Genomic DNA, 15,970 nt, shown 5'->3' with positions numbered 1-15,970 from the left:
TTTTAACTAATCGAATCACAACAAGTTAACTTTCTTTATTAAATCGTTTTTTCAGTTTATTCACATAGCGCTTAAATGGCCAAGTAAACTGCTTCACAAAACTGTTTGGAATTTTATAGCCGACGGTGCCGTATACACTGGCCAAATGATTAGGCATATAAATCGATTTAAAAATCACGTCATAAAGTGGAATAAAGGCTGCATAATTTTTATCAATCGCAGGCTTTTCGGAAGAATGATGCCAGTGATGAAATTCAGGTGTTGCAATCAACCAGCGCAGATAGGGAAAGCGGAAACGCACGTTGGAGTGAATAAAAATGGCATGGAAAGAAATAAAGACCAAATAAGCAAAGACAGCAGACGTATGAAAACCTAACAAGAAAATTGGTAAGGTTGCGATAAAACGGGTCATTAACACTTCAACGATGTGTAAGCGTGAAGAGGCTAGCCAGTCCATTTGTTCCGTTGAATGGTGAATGGCATGAAAGCGCCATAAAAAATTCACTTCATGCATCGCACGGTGTAACCAATAGGTGGTGAAGTCCACCACAATCAATAACTCAATAAACTGCAACCAAATCGGTTGTGCCTGCATATAAGGCACAATCGGATTATTGGGAATATGTGTGATCCAATACTGAATAGGCATGACCGTTAAAAACGAAAAAAGCTGAATGCCAATATGGCTAAACATGAAATATTTCATGTCTGTGACCCAGCCAACGCGCAGAATTTTCTGTTCAGTGTTCTTCGCAAAGAATCCTTCAAGCGGAATAAAGACTAAAGCAAGGATGATTAAAGTAATAACGAAATAATCAAAACCTGCATAAAATGGCAAAGTGGGTAATGTCGGTGCTTTGATTAATCCACAACCTAAAACAGCCGCTAAAATGGTGATACATAAACCATAAAAACCATATTTATTCTGTTTAATGATCGCACTATAGGTACCAAAACCAGCACTGATGATGATACCGAACAGTAAGGTGTAGTAGAAAACATCATAGTGTTTGCTATATAGCGGGCGTAGTTCTGGTGTGGTGAGCACAGTGGGGAATAAAAAACATAAAGCAGCAAGAATACCCAAAAAGCCTAAGGAAATAGAAAGAAATGCACTGATCTTGCCTTGCCCAGCATTGAGTTGTAGGTTTTCAAATTTTTTTCTAAGTTGATCTGTCATTTTAATTTAATTCTGAATTTTAGGAGTTTTGTCAGAGTTCACTTGAGGGGGGGTGAACGTGAAAACAGAGGTTAAATTTTAGCGGTATTGCAACTGTTCAGCAATCTTATCTAAAAATATCAAGTAATCCTTCACGGTTACCTATTTGATTTTAAATTTTGATGTTCTATTTCAGGGCTTGAGGTTGCAATTCTTAAAAAACAACTTAAGATATATCTTAGTAATTTAAAGATGTATCTTGTTTATGTCTAAAGCACAAAAAGTTGAACCCTTTACTGATTTGGAAATAGCGCCAGTGTTACGTAAACAGCGCCTATTTGAAGTGGGTCAGATGAAACTTTTAGCCTTACATCTCATTTCATTTGCACCTAAATATGGCTATGACCTCATTAAAGAGGTGGGTGAAATTGTGGGAGGGGGCTATTGCCCAAGTGCAGGAACGATCTATCCAACCTTGAATTATTTGGAAGAGCAACAGTTTGTTCAGGTCGCATTAGATGGCGCTGAACGTAAGCAATACCGTATAACAACCTTGGGTTTGAAGCATCTTGAGGTTGAGCAAGCAAATGTGGAAAAGATTTTATCTCGTTTCGACACGCGTAAACAAATTCAAAATAATGAACAATATCTTGATATTAAACGTGCGATGGAAAATCTCAAAGCTTCCCTAAAGCTCAAGATCCAACACAGTGAGCTAAGTGCTGAACAAATTCGTGTTATTGCAGAACAAATCGATCAAGCAGCAGTGAATATTGCACGTCTCTAGGAAAACAGAATGAAACAACATACTTATGAAGTCACCCTCAAACACATTGCAGATGCTCAAGGCAACCCATCGACCTATACCGATACTTTGAGTTTTAACACCTACAACCACGACGATATTTTTAAAGTGTTACAGGTGATTCAAAACAGTCAAATGCTGGATGCTGAAGCAGCGAAATCATTTGCTGTTGGTCTAAAGCTCTTTAGTGAGGTGATGCTAGAGCATAAAAACTTTCCACTCTTTAAAGATTTTATGCCACATTTTGGGCAGTTTATGAAAACTTTAAAACAAACCGTTAAAACGCCAAGCCAAAGCTAATTTTTATTTACTCAGGTCGATTATGTTCAACACGCTCCCCAAAATTCATATCAAACACTTAAATTGGTTAATGCCTTTATTGCTTTCAGGTCTGATGAGTGGTTCTATTTCTGGTTTTAACTTGCTGCTAAATAAAGGCTTAGTGCATAATTTCTTCAATCTTTGGCTCAAAAGCTGGAGCTTATCTTGGTTGATTGCATTTCCTCTGATTATGGTGTTTTTGCCTTTGGTTCGTAAATTTCTAATGCAGTTTGTATCTTTGCCTGATCAGCCACGCAACTGAATACCTGTGTTTTTCATTTGGCCCGAATCGTTCTAAGTAATGCTTGAGAGGGATGTCGAGAGCAGTCGCAGCTTGCTTTTTTTATCAATGATCAGCGCTATCACGTAGCAAAATAGGCTTCACACTATACATAAGTACGGTGTTCTTCATTTCAATTTATTTCTATGATCAAATAGGTCTATGAAACTTGAAAAATATCGTAAGAGTTAGGAATAAATCATGTCACAAGAAACGATGCAACAGGTCATTATTACAGAGCCGGGTGGTGTGGATAAGCTGGCATATGAAACAGTGACGATCCCTGAAGCAAAAGCAGACGAGGTCTTGGTTAAGGTTCATGCGTTTGGTATTAACCGTCCAGATATTTTACAGCGTCAGGGTTTATATCCAATGCCGCCTGGGGTAACGCAAGTGCCAGGACTTGAGGTTGCAGGTGAGGTCGTTGCAATTGGAGCTGAAGTTACACAGTTTAAATTGGGTGATAAAGTTTGTAGTTTGACCAATGGTGGTGGTTATGCCGAGTATTGTGTAGTTCCACAAAGTCAAACTTTACATATTCCAGAAAATGTAAGTTTTGTGGAAGCGGCGGCTATTCCTGAAACTTTTTTCACGGTCTGGGCGAATGTGTTCCAAATGGGTAAAGCTAAAGCAGGGGAAGTGGTGTTAGTACATGGTGGAACCAGTGGTATTGGCACCACGGCACTCATGTTATGTAAAGCATTGGGCATTAAAACCTTTGCAACCGTTGGCAGCGATGAAAAAGTACAAGCCATTGCAAATTTGACAGATGCCATCAATTATAAAACCCAAGACTTTGAACACCTGATCAATGAGAAAACGGATAATGCTGGTGTGGATGTGATTTTAGATATGGTGGGTGCACCGTATTTAGAAAAAAATTTGAACTTGCTCCGCCGCGATGGACGTTTGGTTTATATTGCCTTTTTAGGGGGGGCAAAAGCCAAAGAGGTTAAGTTGGGGCAAATTATGATGAAGCGCTTAACCATTACAGGCTCGACCATGCGTGCACGAAATACCGCTGAGAAAGCGGAGATTGCACAAGGTTTACAAGATCATGTAGCACCGCTATGGGCCAAAGGTGAGTGCTTGCCAATGATTTATCAAACTTTTGAGTTCGATCAGATTCAAGCAGCACATGCGTGCATGGATACGGGTGAGCACGTGGGTAAAGTTGTGGTAAAAATTCTGTAATATTTCTATAGTATAAAAAGTAGAGCTGACCTAGTGTCAGCTTTTTTTTGCCTAAAATTTTGCCAAAAAATAAAAATAATGTACTGAAAATAGAAAATAATTTAACAAAGATTAAAAAATGATAATTGTTCGACACAACCTGTCAAAACTGTGGTGTAAATTTGCAACTAAATTTAAACCTGACAAATTTACGTGGTTTTAAATGAAAAATAAAACAGAAAAGAGGGTTGTCATGAAAATTTTATCGACATCATATACACATGCGCATGGTTTCCGTGCGCTCAAGCGCTTGCATAAGGCGGTTATCTATAATAGTGTTTTACCTGATGAGTTACATAAGCTATATAAAGCTTTAATTCATTTTGAGCGTTATATAGAGCGTTTAGCGCATCAGCAAACTGTAGTAAAGAAGAAGAAATCTAAAAAACATTGATCGATTTTTTTTTGATAAAAACATGACATAGCTTGAAAGCTGACCGTTTGTCTTTTACTTAATATTATTCAGTGACTTATATTGAATATAATGCTTAGGCATTTAACTATAAATAAAGACACAACATTGATTGTGCAGCGAGGGCAATATGAAGCGTAAAGCTTCAACACATGAACGCCTTGCGGAGCGTTTAGCGAATATTTTGACTAAATTAAATACTGGATATCAATTAGGGGTTGCAGAACTAGCACATGAATTTCAGGTGAGTACGCGAACGATAGAGCGAGATTTTGATCGTCTCAATACGTATTTGCCTTTACTTCAAGATGAATATACCAAGAAGTACTTCTTAGATCCTGTTTATCTTGGGCGCTTTAAGCTACAAGACATTCAGAACTTTGCGCAGCTTTCTGGGATTGGTGAGCTCTATCCATCTCTAGATATGTCTTTTCTACGTGGCCTGCTTGATGAGCGTGCGAATCAAGTGTTCTCTGCCAAAGGTTATTATTATGAAAATGCACAGCAATTTGCTGAACATTTTCAGGTTTTTGCGGGCGCGATTCATAAGCGTCAAAAAATCAGTTTTATTTATAATGATCGTTTACGCCATGTTGACCCGTATCGTTTAATTCATCATCAGGGAAGTTGGTATTTGGCCGCAGCTGTAACTGATGAATTACGTGCTTATCGTTTAAGTAAAATAGATCAAGTGGTTGTACATGAGTCGGAGCTTTTCGAGCACCATTTAGAAGTTTTGACCCAATTAGAGCTCAGTGAGGGGATTTGGTTTGCAAAGCATAAGCAAACGGTGAAAAGATCGGTGCGACCTGAAGTTGCTTTATATTTTAAGCAACGTCTGTTATTGCCAGAGCAACAAATTGTACTAGAAGATGCATCAGGTGGTTTATTAATTGATTGTCAAATTTGTCATGAAATGCAACTTTTACCTTTGGTACGTTATTGGATTCCATACATTAAAATTATTGAGCCAGCTCATTTTCAAGAAAAATTAGAACAAGATCTGCAACATTACTTATTACCACCCTTATCGTGATAAACAAATGAGATATTATTTTTAAGAGAGTCAATGTGCTCTCTTTTTTTGTGCATTGTATTATGCTTTTTCTATAGGCATAAAAAAACCAGCTTAACGCTGGGTTCTTTATATGCACCATACTTAGAAGTATAAGAATGGTGCCCGAGGCCAGACTCGAACTGGCACGCTTTGTGGGCGGGGGATTTTAAATCCCCTGTGTCTACCGATTTCACCACTCGGGCTTTAACAAGATGGAGGCGGAGGTCGGAATCGAACCGGCGTCCACGGAGTTGCAGTCCGCTGCATGACCACTCTGCCACCCCGCCGCGTCTTGTTGATGCGTATATTAGCAAGCTCTGAAAAAAAAACAATAGTGCTTTCATTCGTATGCGCATAAAAACAGCATATAGCGAAAAATATTTAAAATTATCATGTATTATGTGCAAAATTGATTCATATCAACACTTGGAGATGTGCCGTGGCATTAGTTTTAGATGGTCGTGCATTGGCAAAACAAATTGAAGCTGACTTGTTAACTCGCGTTGAAGCGCTCAAAGCAAAATCAGGTCGTACCCCAATTCTTGCGACAATTTTGGTGGGTGACGATGGTGCATCTGCAACTTATGTTCGTATGAAAGGAAATGCCTGCCGTCGTGTTGGTATGGACTCACTTAAAGTTGAACTGCCAAAAGAGACCACCACTGAACAATTGTTGGCTGAAATTGAAAAACTGAATGCCAATCCTGATGTTCACGGTATTTTGCTTCAGCATCCAGTGCCTGAACAAATTGATGAGCGTGCATGTTTTGATGCAATCTCTCTTGCCAAAGATGTGGATGGCGTAACTTGTTTTGGTTTTGGTCGTATGGCTATGGGTGAGGCAGCATATGGTTCTGCGACACCCGCAGGTATTATGACTATTTTGCAAGAAAACAATATCGAAATTACTGGAAAGCATGCTGTCGTTGTAGGACGTTCTGCAATTTTAGGTAAGCCAATGGCTGCGATGCTACTTCAAGCCAATGCGACCGTAACGATCTGTCACTCACGTACTCAAAACTTAGCTGACTTTGTGAAACAAGCTGATATTATCGTGGGCGCGGTTGGTAAGGCAGAATTGATTCAAAAAGATTGGATCAAACAAGGTGCAGTAGTTGTTGATGCTGGTTTCCATCCACGTGATGGTGGTGGGGTAGGCGACATTCAATTGGTCGGTATTGAAGAAGTGGCTTCTGCGTACACACCTGTTCCAGGTGGTGTTGGCCCAATGACGATTACGACACTAATTCGTCAAACGGTTGAAGCGGCTGAGAAAGCTTTAGCTTAATTATTTTAAGTGGTCTAATGCTGCCTTGAAGCCAGTATTAGATACACGAAAACGTCATTCGCTGTTGTTTGAGTTAAGACTTTATTGTTTATTGAATGTTTCTGCGACTATTTTAAATAGATGGTGGTGTTTAACGAGTTCAGCGAATGACCATGGTTTTGCCTACTTTTGCCAAAACAAAAGTAGGTCTAGCCGAAGGCTAATTCCTCAATCCAAATCTTAGCTGCAAGATCCTGCAGTAAAAGCATAAAAATACTCAACAACTTATGAGCTGTACTTTCCAATTCCCCAAAGCCCCAGATCATTTACTTCAAGCCTTGCATGAAGTGATTCCACACTGTGAATTGCTTGCGCAACAGCTTCCTGAAACATCTATTTCCCTGTGGCTCATTCCTCCCGTATTTCCAACCGATAAACTGGATGATGAAATCATTCGTCGCATTTGGAATGAAACGCCATATTGGATCTTTTGTTGGGCTTCAGGCCTAGCCATGGCGCAGTGGTTACTGGCAGAGCCTCATCATGTCAAAGATAAGGTGGTGTTGGATTTTGGCGCAGGTTCAGGTGTGGTGGCGATTGCAGCCAAAATAGCGGGTGCAAAACGTGTGATTTGTTGCGATATTGATGCAGTGAGTTTATATGCTTGCCGTGCTAATGCGGAACTCAATAACGTAGAGCTAGAGTATTTGGATGACTTGTATCAATCGGAACCAGTTGATGTTCTATTGGCTGCCGATGTTTTATATGATCAATGCAATCGTTTCTTTTTAGATGAGTTTTTAAAGTTTGCACCTGAAGTTTGGGTGGCAGATAGTCGTGTTAAAAATTTTAGTCATCCGCAATACATGAAGCTTGATGAGCGTAGTGCAACAACTTGGCCAGATCTAAATGAGTCACCAGAGTTTCGTAATGTGAGTTTTTATCGAACGTTAGATGCTCAAAAAGGGCACTAAGCCCTTTTTTATATTAGAAGGTCTTAAGAGCAGGTATAGCGTACAACATGTAGTGTGCTTGGGCGTGCTTCAAGTGACTCACGTGTTGCAATGTTCTCACCTTGGTGTAAGTCGGGTGTATTGCTTAAACCGAAAGTGGCACGGGTTTGACCAATTTGGCGGCCATATTCGGGAACATCCGCTGCGGTGTTAGGAATTTCATTAATACTTAAAATCGCCAATTTATAATTCTTTTGTGAACCTAAAACTTTTTGGCAAGCACGTTGTAATTTGTTTTCATCGAGTTGCTGATTTTTACGAGCAGCAAGCGTATAAGCAAGGGTAGCACTCGATTCGGATTGATGTTCAATTTGATAGCCAACATTGCCATTGTATTGGCGAGGCGTGCTTTGACATGCAGATACTGCTAAAACGATACAGCTTAAGCCTAAAAGTTTATACGTATTTTTCATATAAAAAGTTCCTAACATTATTCTTGTTCTTAGTATGCCATACGCGGGTGTAATTCACGATAATTCAATCGATCAAGTTTCGGCAAAAAATTGATCAGACATAAAAAATGCCTTCATTCGAGAAGGCATTTTTTATGTCTAGCTTATTAACTTACACACTTACTTTAAGCATCAATGATCGGTAATCATACTGTGCTTTTTGGTGTCTTTCATAAAGATATAAGTCAGTAGAGATAAACCAATCATGAAGGTGATGTAGTAAAAGAAGTAGTTTTCATGTCCTGCATTTTTAAAACTCAACGCTACAAGCTCTGCTGTGCCACCAAAGATGGTATTTGCAATCGCATAAGGTAGGGCAACCCCTAGTGCACGAATATGTGCTGGAAAGAGCTCTGCTTTGACTACGGCATTAATTGCGGTATAACCCGTTACAATTACCATACCGCTCATACATAGCATGAATGCGGTTGTTGGACTGTTGGTTGAACCAAGACCGTTGAAAATTGGAATCGTGAACAGTACACCCAATACACCAAAAGTGATCATAATTGGTTTACGACCAATTTTATCAGACAGTGCACCCACCACAGGTTGCAATAGCATGAAGACAAAGATTGCAGCTGTGGTGATCTCTGTTGCTGTGGTTTTCTCAAAACCTGAGGTGTTGACTAAGTATTTTTGTAAATACGTGGTAAAGGTATTGAATGCCAGTGTTCCACCTGCAGTCAGCATAATTACGGTGAACGCTTGCTTTGGATATTTGGTAAATAAAGCAAGTGCGCTAGATTTTGGGCCACCATTTTTAGCTTGTTCCTGTGCATCTTTTGAGGATTGGGTTTCAACCAAACCACGACGAATCCAGAACACCACAATGGCAAGTACAGCACCAATGAAGAAGGGAATACGCCATCCCCATTCAGATAACTGTGCTTCGCTCATGGTGCGTTGTAAAATGATCAACACACACAGCGCCAAGAGCTGACCTGAAATGAGAGTCACATACTGAAAACTAGAGAAGAAACCACGATGGTTTTTCCCAGCCATTTCCGTTAAATAGGTTGCGCTTGAACCGTACTCTCCACCAACACTTAAACCTTGCAATAAACGGGCAAAGAGCAATAAGGCAGGTGCGAGCATACCCACACTGGCATAGGTGGGTGCACAGGCAATAATCAAAGATCCTACACACATTAAAGATACAGACAGGGTAAGACCTGATTTACGTCCTTTACGGTCTGCATAAATTCCCATGATCCACGCGCCAATAGGACGCATCAGGAAGCCCAGTGCAAAGACGGCTGCAGCTTGTAAGAGTTTTACCGTGTCATCCCCTTCAGGGAAAAACTGTGGCGCGAAATATAAGGTAAATGCGGCATAGACATACCAGTCATACCATTCAACTAAGTTGCCAGCTGAACCACCGAGAATCGATTTTAAACGGGTTTTTTTATCGATGCTTACTGGAGCAGTTTGGGGAGATAGATCAGTCACAAAAATTTCCCAAGGATAAGTTCGGAAAATACATCTTTTAACTTTTTTAAGTAGAAAAAGTTAAAACAATATATTTTAAGATTAAACAAAAAATTCTGTTTCGTTATACGCCCCTTATCCTTGGACTTCATTCGACTTTAGTCTAAATGTTGGTATGATTTATATGCTGTTAAGTTTTTCTAATGAATATCTTTATTTTAATGGGAAATTATCGTTTTACTTATCTAAAACAAACTCTTGTGGTTTTTTAATATATGAATAGTCAATTAAAATACAAAGGGTTATAGTGCTTTTTTATTTTATGGTGAATGTTGATTTTTAGAAAAGAAAGTGTTTTTAGCTTGGAAATTAGTCGACTTTTCACTGAATAGTCAAAATTAAAAATTAAATTGTAAAAATAGATGCAGTTATTAATTTATTTAGAATAACGAATTTTCTCTGATTTGACTGGCTTTGGAATATGACAAGGTTGGATTTTGATGTTAAGTTTAGCGTGAAGAACAAAAATAACACAATAACTCAATGAGAGAGGTGAATATGCAAGACACAGATGCCATTTATGATATTGCCGTTGTAGGCGCAGGCATCAATGGGGTGGGTATTGCAAATGATGCTGTAGGCCGTGGTTTAAGTGTTTTCGTCTGCGAAAAAGATGATTTAGCTAGTCATACCTCGTCAGCCAGTAGCAAGCTCATTCATGGTGGATTGCGTTATCTCGAACAGAAAGAATTTCGTTTGGTGCGTGAAGCGCTATTAGAGCGTGAAGTACTTTTAAAAAAAGCCCCACACTTGATCCATCCTATGCGTTTTATTATGCCGCATTTGCCTTATTTGCGCCCTGCATGGCTAATTCGTTCAGGCTTATTTATCTATGATTATTTGGCAAAACGAGAAACATTAGAGGGTTCAGAGCTTGTTCATTTTAATGTCGACAGTCCCTTAAAAGACACCATTAAACGTGGTTTCGAATATTCAGATTGTACTGTGGATGATGCGCGTTTGGTGGTAGTTAATGCAATCCAAGCGCATGAGTTAGGGGCTCAAATTCGAACACAAACCCGATGCATTTCTGCAGTTCAGCAGGAGGGTGTGTGGTGTCTAACCTTAGAGCATCAAAAACAACACTACCAAATTAAAGCTCGAACTTTGGTTAATGCAACGGGTGCATGGGTCACAGATTTTATTCAACAACAACTGTTCCAAACACCAAAGGCGGGTATTCGATTGGTTCAGGGCAGTCATATTATTGTGAAGCGTTTATACCCGGAACCGCATGCGTTTATTCTACAAAATGATGATCAACGCATTGTGTTTGTAATTCCTTATTTAGATGATTACAGCCTGATTGGTACCACGGACGTAGAGTTTGAGGGTGATGCAAATTATGTCCACATTACCGAGCAGGAAACGGCTTATTTGATTGATGTGATTAATGATCATTTCAAGCTTCAATTACAGCCAGAAGATGTAATCTCAAGCTTTGCAGGTGTAAGGGCACTGTATGATGATGCAAGTACACAAGCCTCTAAAGTGACACGTGATTATGTACTGGCAATGTCTAAATCTGTTGCGGATGAAGCGCCATTGTTATCTGTTTATGGTGGAAAGTTAACGACTTATCGAAAGTTGGCGGAAGCGGCTTTGCTACAGCTAAAACGTTATTTTCCACACATGAAAGTAGAATGGACGGCTGAGGCAAAACTCCCTGGTGCAGATGGTTTTAGTTCAGTCGAGGTTTTATGTGCAGAGTTGATGCATGAAATCAAAGGGCTAGAGTCTCAAACAGCACATCGTTGGGCAAACAGTTATGGTAGTCGAGTGTGGCATATGCTTGGTGAGAACAAAGATGTACAAACTTTAGGTCAGTCTTTTGGCCATGGCTTGTATCAGCAAGAAGTGGATTATGTGGTGAAACGTGAGTGGGCCATCAGCAGTGAAGATATTTTAAAACGACGGACTAAACTGTATTTAAAATTTGATGCACTAGAAACTCAAGCTTTAGACATCTACTTGCAGGATTTACACCTACGTCGTATGCAAGGCGATGCTGCATAATGTTGATTGCATGTCATGGTTACACTTGATTTTGTTCTATTAAAAAAGCCGCTATCGCGGCTTTTTTAGATTTAAATTTCGATACCGCCGAGCTGTTTACAGTCTACAGGTGTCTTCCATTTTACAGCCGTTCCCCAAACGACTGGGCGGACAATACGCCAAGGCCAAAAGCCAAATCGTTGGCTGGCATTATAGTTAATGACGACGTTACCACCGACTTGATGTGCACGTTCAGCAAAACGCGGATAGAGTTCAACCACGCTGCCATAAGTGCCTTTAGCGACTTTGATGCGCTTTTTGATTTCAAATTGAGTTGAATCCGGTATGCCTTTGATTGCGCAAATATGAAGTTGTGGTTACTTCTGTGTAAGCCATGTCTAGCGTGATAAATTTTTGTTGAGTTATAAAGTTTTAAAATTATAAAGAGATTAAAAAAAGACCGCTTACGCGGTCTTTTTTGGCTTAATTTAAAGATTAAGCAGATTGCTTAACAGCATCTAAAAGTTCGTTTTGGCGAGCTTTAAGTGCCGCTGGTAGGCGTTCACCAAGTTTGTCGAATAGCTCAGTATGGCTTTCAAGCTCTTTGATCCATTGATCTTTATCTTGAGAAGTCACAAGGTCAAACTGGGCTTTAGTGAAGTCAGAACCTGTCCAGTTCAACTGTTCATAAGTTGGAACTAAACCAATTGGTGTTTCAACTGCATCAGCACGGCCTTCACAACGGTCAATGATCCACTCAAGAACACGCATGTTTTGACCGAAACCAGGCCATACGAAGTTGCCTTCAGCATCACGACGGAACCAGTTCACGTTGTAGATGCCTGGAAGTTTGTTCCCCGCAGCTTTAGCTTTCGCTGCAACTTCTTCACCAAGCTCTAACCAGTGAGAGAAGTAATCCGCCATGTTGTAACCCGCAAATGGAAGCATTGCGAATGGGTCACGACGAACAATACCTTGTTGGCCAACAGCGGCAGCAGTTGTTTCAGAGCCCATAGTTGCAGCTTTGTAAACACCATCTACCCAGTCAAATGCTTCTGAGATTAGAGGCACTGTGTCCGCACGGCGACCACCAAAGATGAACGCTGAAATTGGAACACCTGCTGGATTTTCCCAGTCAGCATCGATAGAAGGACATTGACCCGCTGAAACAGTAAAGCGCGCATTTGGATGAGCTGCTTTTTCACCAGCAACATGTGGTTGACCTTTCCAGTTGGTTAGGTTGGCAGGTGCTTCTTTAGTAAGACCTTCCCACCATACTTCACCGTTGTCAGTTACCGCAACGTTGGTATAGATGACATCTTTAGTCAATGTCGCCATGCAGTTCGGGTTGGTCTTGGTATTTGTACCAGGTGCTACACCGAAGAAACCTGCTTCTGGGTTGATTGCGTATAAGCGACCATCTTCACCTGGTTTGATCCAAGCAATATCATCACCTACAGTTTCAATTTTCCAACCTTCGTAGCCAGCTGGTGGAATCAACATCGCGAAGTTTGTTTTACCACAAGCAGAAGGGAATGCCGCTGCGATGTAGTGTTTTTCGCCTTGAGGATTAGTCACACCAAGGATCAGCATATGTTCTGCTAACCAACCTTGTTGACGACCCATAGAAGAAGCAATACGTAAAGCTAAGCATTTTTTACCTAACAATGCGTTACCGCCGTAACCAGAACCGTAAGACCAGATTTCACGTGTTTCTGGGTAATGAACGATGTATTTTTCAGGGTTGCAAGGCCATGCAACATCTTTTTCGCCATCAGCAAGCGGCGCACCAACAGTATGTACGCAAGGAATAAATTCACCGTCTGTACCAAGAACGTCATAAACAGCTTTACCCATGCGAGCCATTTTAGACATGCTAACTGCTACATAAGGAGAGTCAGTTAATTCGATACCAATGTGCGCAATATGAGAACCCAATGGGCCCATAGAGAACGGTACTACATATAAAGTACGACCTGCCATTGAGCCGTCAAACAAACCATTTAGACGAGCACGCATTTCAGCAGGCTCTTCCCAGTTGTTTGTTGCGCCAGCATCTTCTTGTTTTTCAGAGCAGATGTAAGTACGACCTTCAACACGAGCAACGTCAGAAGGATCAGAATTAGCAAGATAAGAACCAGGATGCGTTTCTTGGTTAAGCGCTTGCATTGTGCCGTTAGCGATCATCAAGTTGATATAACGTTGATATTCTTCTTCGCTGCCGTCACACCATTCAATTTTCGCTGGTTTTGTTAATTTTGCAATTTCTTCCACCCACGCAATAAGCTTAGGGTGACGAACGAATTCTGGTGCGTTCACTTGGGTCATGGTGAGGCCTATCTCAAATATGTACACGTTTGTACAAAGTACAATCTCAGCAATAAAATTTACTGCAGAGATGAAAAGATGAAAAAAAAGTGGCTGTATTAAAGCATAATTTGATAAAAAAAATAAGACCAAAGGCGTATCTAAATTATGAACAGTTCGATGGGGTTGCTTCATTTTAACTATTAAAAAACAATAGTTTGGTTTGATTTTTTGCTTTTATTTTGTGTATTTATTATATTTATGAAGATTATTCATTTAAGATATTAGTATTAAAATCATATGCTTGCATTTATTTTGTGATTGAGATTTATTATTGATTAAATAAATGGTAATCATTTGAATTTTACATAACAAAACTGTTAAGTGTTGAATATTTGGACAAAAATAGAGCAATTACTTCAAGTTTAGGTGCAAAATGTCAGAGCAACTCAAACCTTTATCACTTATTTATAATAAAAAATCAGGTTTTCATGCCGCAAATAAAGATGAAGTGTATGAACAGTTGGTAGCAGATCTGAGTACCGCAGGTTTTGAAATACAGTCATTTGAGTTAAGTGAGTGCATGAACTTTGATCAGATGATGCAAGAGATTTTACTACGCCATCGTCAAGCGGAAAATGTAGGGGTCATCGTTGCTGCAGGTGGGGATGGTACTTTAAATGCAGTTGCATCTAAATTGATGGGAACGGATATTCCCATGGGGATCTTGCCTCTAGGTACATTTAACTATGTTGCACGAGTGTTGAATATTCCGCTGGATTTATTAGACGCAGCCAAAGCCATTAGTGAAGGGCAGCCACGTTCTGTACATGTGGCACAGCTGAATCAACATATCTATCTGAACAATGCTAGTTTAGGGCTTTATCCTTTATTTATTCAAAAAAGAGAACAGTTTAATAAGCATTTTGGACGTTTTCCATTGCATGCGTATACCTCGGCATTGGATGTTCTCATCCGCGACCGAAAAGAGTTAAAACTTGAAGTAGAAGTCGATGGACAGCGCTATCCAGTGAAAACGCCATTGATTTTCTTTGGCAATAATCAGCTTCAACTGGCTGAAATGAAACTACGCATTGCCAAGGCGGCGGAAGCAGGCAAAGTAGCGGGCGTGGTAGTAGCAAAAAGTGATAAGCGGACTTTGTTCAAGACCTTATGGCAGCTGATAAAAGGCAATTTGGATCAGGCTTCCGATGTCTATAGCTTTGCAGCAGATGAAGTGATTGTTCATTCAAAGCGTAATAAGCTCACGGTTGCGGTAGATGGAGAAATTGTCACGATGACACCACCGCTGAAAATTACAGTACGTAAGCATGCGCTGAATATCATGGTTCCCGCATGATTTTACATTTGTCGGATTTACACTTTGGAACCGAACGCGAAGCCTGTATGCAGGCCATTCGTCAGTTATGTGAGGAACATCCTTTTGAAGCCGTAGTGGTCAGTGGGGACTTGACCCAACGTGCACGGTTTATTCAGTTTTATGCTTGTCGGCAGTTTTTAGACAGTTTAAAGCTACCGTATTTGGTGGTGCCGGGGAATCATGACATTCCGCTTTACCATGTGTGGAATCGTTTTTTTAGCCCCTTTGCACGTTATCAACTGTTTTTTGGGGGGATGGAAAACACCTTAGAAACTGAACATTTTTATGTCATTGGAGTGAATAGTATTCGTCGGCGTTACCATACGCGAGGGCATATTTCACTGAGCCAAATTCAAGAGATTGACCTAAAATTGCAGCAAGCACCTGCACACAAACTTAAACTGATCGCCGCGCATCAGCCTTTTTATACTCCGCCAGACCATAGTCATTGTGTGAAAGACTGTCCAATGCTTGGTCGTATTGCGTTGGAGCAATGGAGCCAACATGGTTTAAATGGACTCTTACATGGGCATTTACACCACGCTGCCGTTTATGATTTGAATCAGATTTATCAACTTGGGGTATCGCATCCTGTGCTGGATATTCATGCAGGAACGGCAACGTCTTATCGTTTACATGCGGGCTTGCCCAATAGCTTGAATATTATTTTGCCGAATGCCGATGTACAACATTTTAGCTTTAACGCTGAAACAAATCGCTTCGAGTTGATGCAGCAAAATACCTCAGATTGAATCGAGTGTCTAAACTTTGATGAGGTTTGCTTAAAAAGAGCGCAA

The 15,970-nt window shown here is 40.3% G+C and carries 15 protein-coding genes, 2 tRNA genes and 1 pseudogene; 11 read left to right on the top strand and 7 right to left on the bottom strand.

Annotated elements, in window-relative coordinates; all coding sequences use genetic code 11:
• Window positions 1-25: 25 nt before the first annotated feature.
• A complete protein-coding gene (locus tag AC4CUZ_RS16340) occupies window positions 26-1,180 on the bottom strand; it encodes a sterol desaturase family protein (protein WP_201950786.1) in 1,155 nt (384 codons plus the stop codon).
• A 244-nt stretch (window positions 1,181-1,424) separates the two neighbouring features.
• Here AC4CUZ_RS16340 and AC4CUZ_RS16335 point away from each other — a divergent pair, with 244 nt between their 5' ends.
• From AC4CUZ_RS16335 to AC4CUZ_RS16310, 6 genes are all read left to right on the top strand, one after another.
• Window positions 1,425-1,946 (top strand): PadR family transcriptional regulator, encoded by a 522-nt coding sequence (locus AC4CUZ_RS16335; RefSeq protein ID WP_201706229.1) that lies wholly within the window; start codon window positions 1,425-1,427, stop codon window positions 1,944-1,946.
• Window positions 1,947-1,955: 9 nt separating this feature from the next.
• Window positions 1,956-2,264 carry a DUF3861 domain-containing protein gene (locus AC4CUZ_RS16330; protein WP_201706230.1) on the top strand — a complete coding sequence of 103 codons (309 nt, stop codon included), beginning with the start codon at window positions 1,956-1,958 and terminating at the stop codon, window positions 2,262-2,264.
• A 22-nt stretch (window positions 2,265-2,286) separates the two neighbouring features.
• On the top strand, window positions 2,287-2,547 hold the full coding sequence (locus tag AC4CUZ_RS16325) for a DUF2798 domain-containing protein (protein ID WP_125281208.1): 261 nt from the start codon (window positions 2,287-2,289) through the stop codon (window positions 2,545-2,547).
• Between the two features lie 219 nt (window positions 2,548-2,766).
• Window positions 2,767-3,759, top strand: a complete 993-nt coding sequence (locus AC4CUZ_RS16320) for an NAD(P)H-quinone oxidoreductase (RefSeq protein WP_201706231.1) — start codon at window positions 2,767-2,769, stop codon at window positions 3,757-3,759.
• A 232-nt stretch (window positions 3,760-3,991) separates the two neighbouring features.
• The gene (locus tag AC4CUZ_RS16315) at window positions 3,992-4,192 is read left to right on the top strand and encodes a hypothetical protein (protein ID WP_004694352.1); all 201 of its coding nucleotides are present in this window, start codon (window positions 3,992-3,994) and stop codon (window positions 4,190-4,192) included.
• Between the two features lie 148 nt (window positions 4,193-4,340).
• Window positions 4,341-5,246 (top strand): helix-turn-helix transcriptional regulator, encoded by a 906-nt coding sequence (locus tag AC4CUZ_RS16310; RefSeq protein ID WP_201706232.1) that lies wholly within the window; start codon window positions 4,341-4,343, stop codon window positions 5,244-5,246.
• 138 nt (window positions 5,247-5,384) lie between these two features.
• Here the strand turns inward: AC4CUZ_RS16310 and AC4CUZ_RS16305 are convergent.
• Both AC4CUZ_RS16305 and AC4CUZ_RS16300 read right to left on the bottom strand, forming a co-directional pair.
• Window positions 5,385-5,470, bottom strand: a tRNA-Leu gene (locus tag AC4CUZ_RS16305).
• A gap of 10 nt (window positions 5,471-5,480) precedes the next feature.
• Window positions 5,481-5,554, bottom strand: a tRNA-Cys gene (locus AC4CUZ_RS16300).
• A gap of 152 nt (window positions 5,555-5,706) precedes the next feature.
• Here AC4CUZ_RS16300 and folD point away from each other — a divergent pair.
• Window positions 5,707-6,555, top strand: a complete 849-nt coding sequence (gene folD / locus AC4CUZ_RS16295; RefSeq protein WP_201706233.1) for a bifunctional methylenetetrahydrofolate dehydrogenase/methenyltetrahydrofolate cyclohydrolase FolD — start codon at window positions 5,707-5,709, stop codon at window positions 6,553-6,555.
• A gap of 266 nt (window positions 6,556-6,821) precedes the next feature.
• Window positions 6,822-7,508, top strand: coding sequence for a class I SAM-dependent methyltransferase (locus tag AC4CUZ_RS16290; protein WP_201706234.1), 687 nt, complete (start codon window positions 6,822-6,824; stop codon window positions 7,506-7,508).
• A 23-nt stretch (window positions 7,509-7,531) separates the two neighbouring features.
• On the opposite strand, the gene AC4CUZ_RS16285 is transcribed toward AC4CUZ_RS16290, so the two are convergent.
• Both AC4CUZ_RS16285 and AC4CUZ_RS16280 read right to left on the bottom strand, forming a co-directional pair.
• On the bottom strand, window positions 7,532-7,960 hold the full coding sequence (locus tag AC4CUZ_RS16285; protein WP_078425449.1) for a hypothetical protein: 429 nt from the start codon (window positions 7,958-7,960) through the stop codon (window positions 7,532-7,534).
• Window positions 7,961-8,131: 171 nt separating this feature from the next.
• Complete coding sequence (locus tag AC4CUZ_RS16280; RefSeq protein WP_058952087.1) at window positions 8,132-9,451, bottom strand: MFS transporter; 1,320 nt, start codon at window positions 9,449-9,451, stop codon at window positions 8,132-8,134.
• Window positions 9,452-9,988: 537 nt separating this feature from the next.
• On the opposite strand from AC4CUZ_RS16280, the gene glpD reads away from it, so the two are divergent.
• Window positions 9,989-11,506, top strand: coding sequence for a glycerol-3-phosphate dehydrogenase (gene glpD / locus AC4CUZ_RS16275; RefSeq protein WP_151836897.1), 1,518 nt, complete (start codon window positions 9,989-9,991; stop codon window positions 11,504-11,506).
• Between the two features lie 71 nt (window positions 11,507-11,577).
• Here glpD and AC4CUZ_RS16270 read toward each other — a convergent pair.
• Window positions 11,578-11,850, bottom strand: a pseudogene (locus AC4CUZ_RS16270) (hypothetical protein); the annotation flags it as partial.
• A gap of 130 nt (window positions 11,851-11,980) precedes the next feature.
• The gene (locus AC4CUZ_RS16265) at window positions 11,981-13,813 is read right to left on the bottom strand and encodes a phosphoenolpyruvate carboxykinase (GTP) (protein ID WP_004694340.1); all 1,833 of its coding nucleotides are present in this window, start codon (window positions 13,811-13,813) and stop codon (window positions 11,981-11,983) included.
• A 415-nt stretch (window positions 13,814-14,228) separates the two neighbouring features.
• On the opposite strand from AC4CUZ_RS16265, the gene AC4CUZ_RS16260 reads away from it, so the two are divergent.
• Complete coding sequence (locus tag AC4CUZ_RS16260; RefSeq protein ID WP_151836896.1) at window positions 14,229-15,152, top strand: diacylglycerol/lipid kinase family protein; 924 nt, start codon at window positions 14,229-14,231, stop codon at window positions 15,150-15,152.
• A complete protein-coding gene (locus AC4CUZ_RS16255) occupies window positions 15,149-15,925 on the top strand; it encodes a metallophosphoesterase family protein (RefSeq protein ID WP_151836895.1) in 777 nt (258 codons plus the stop codon). Before AC4CUZ_RS16260 ends, AC4CUZ_RS16255 begins: the two co-directional genes overlap by 4 nt.
• The last annotated feature ends 45 nt before the right edge of the window (window positions 15,926-15,970 follow it).

The organism is Acinetobacter sp. 789_lipA (genome assembly GCF_058242845.1).
The sequence above is the reverse complement of the archived record's forward strand: the minus strand, read 5'-3'. Positions and strand labels throughout refer to the sequence as shown.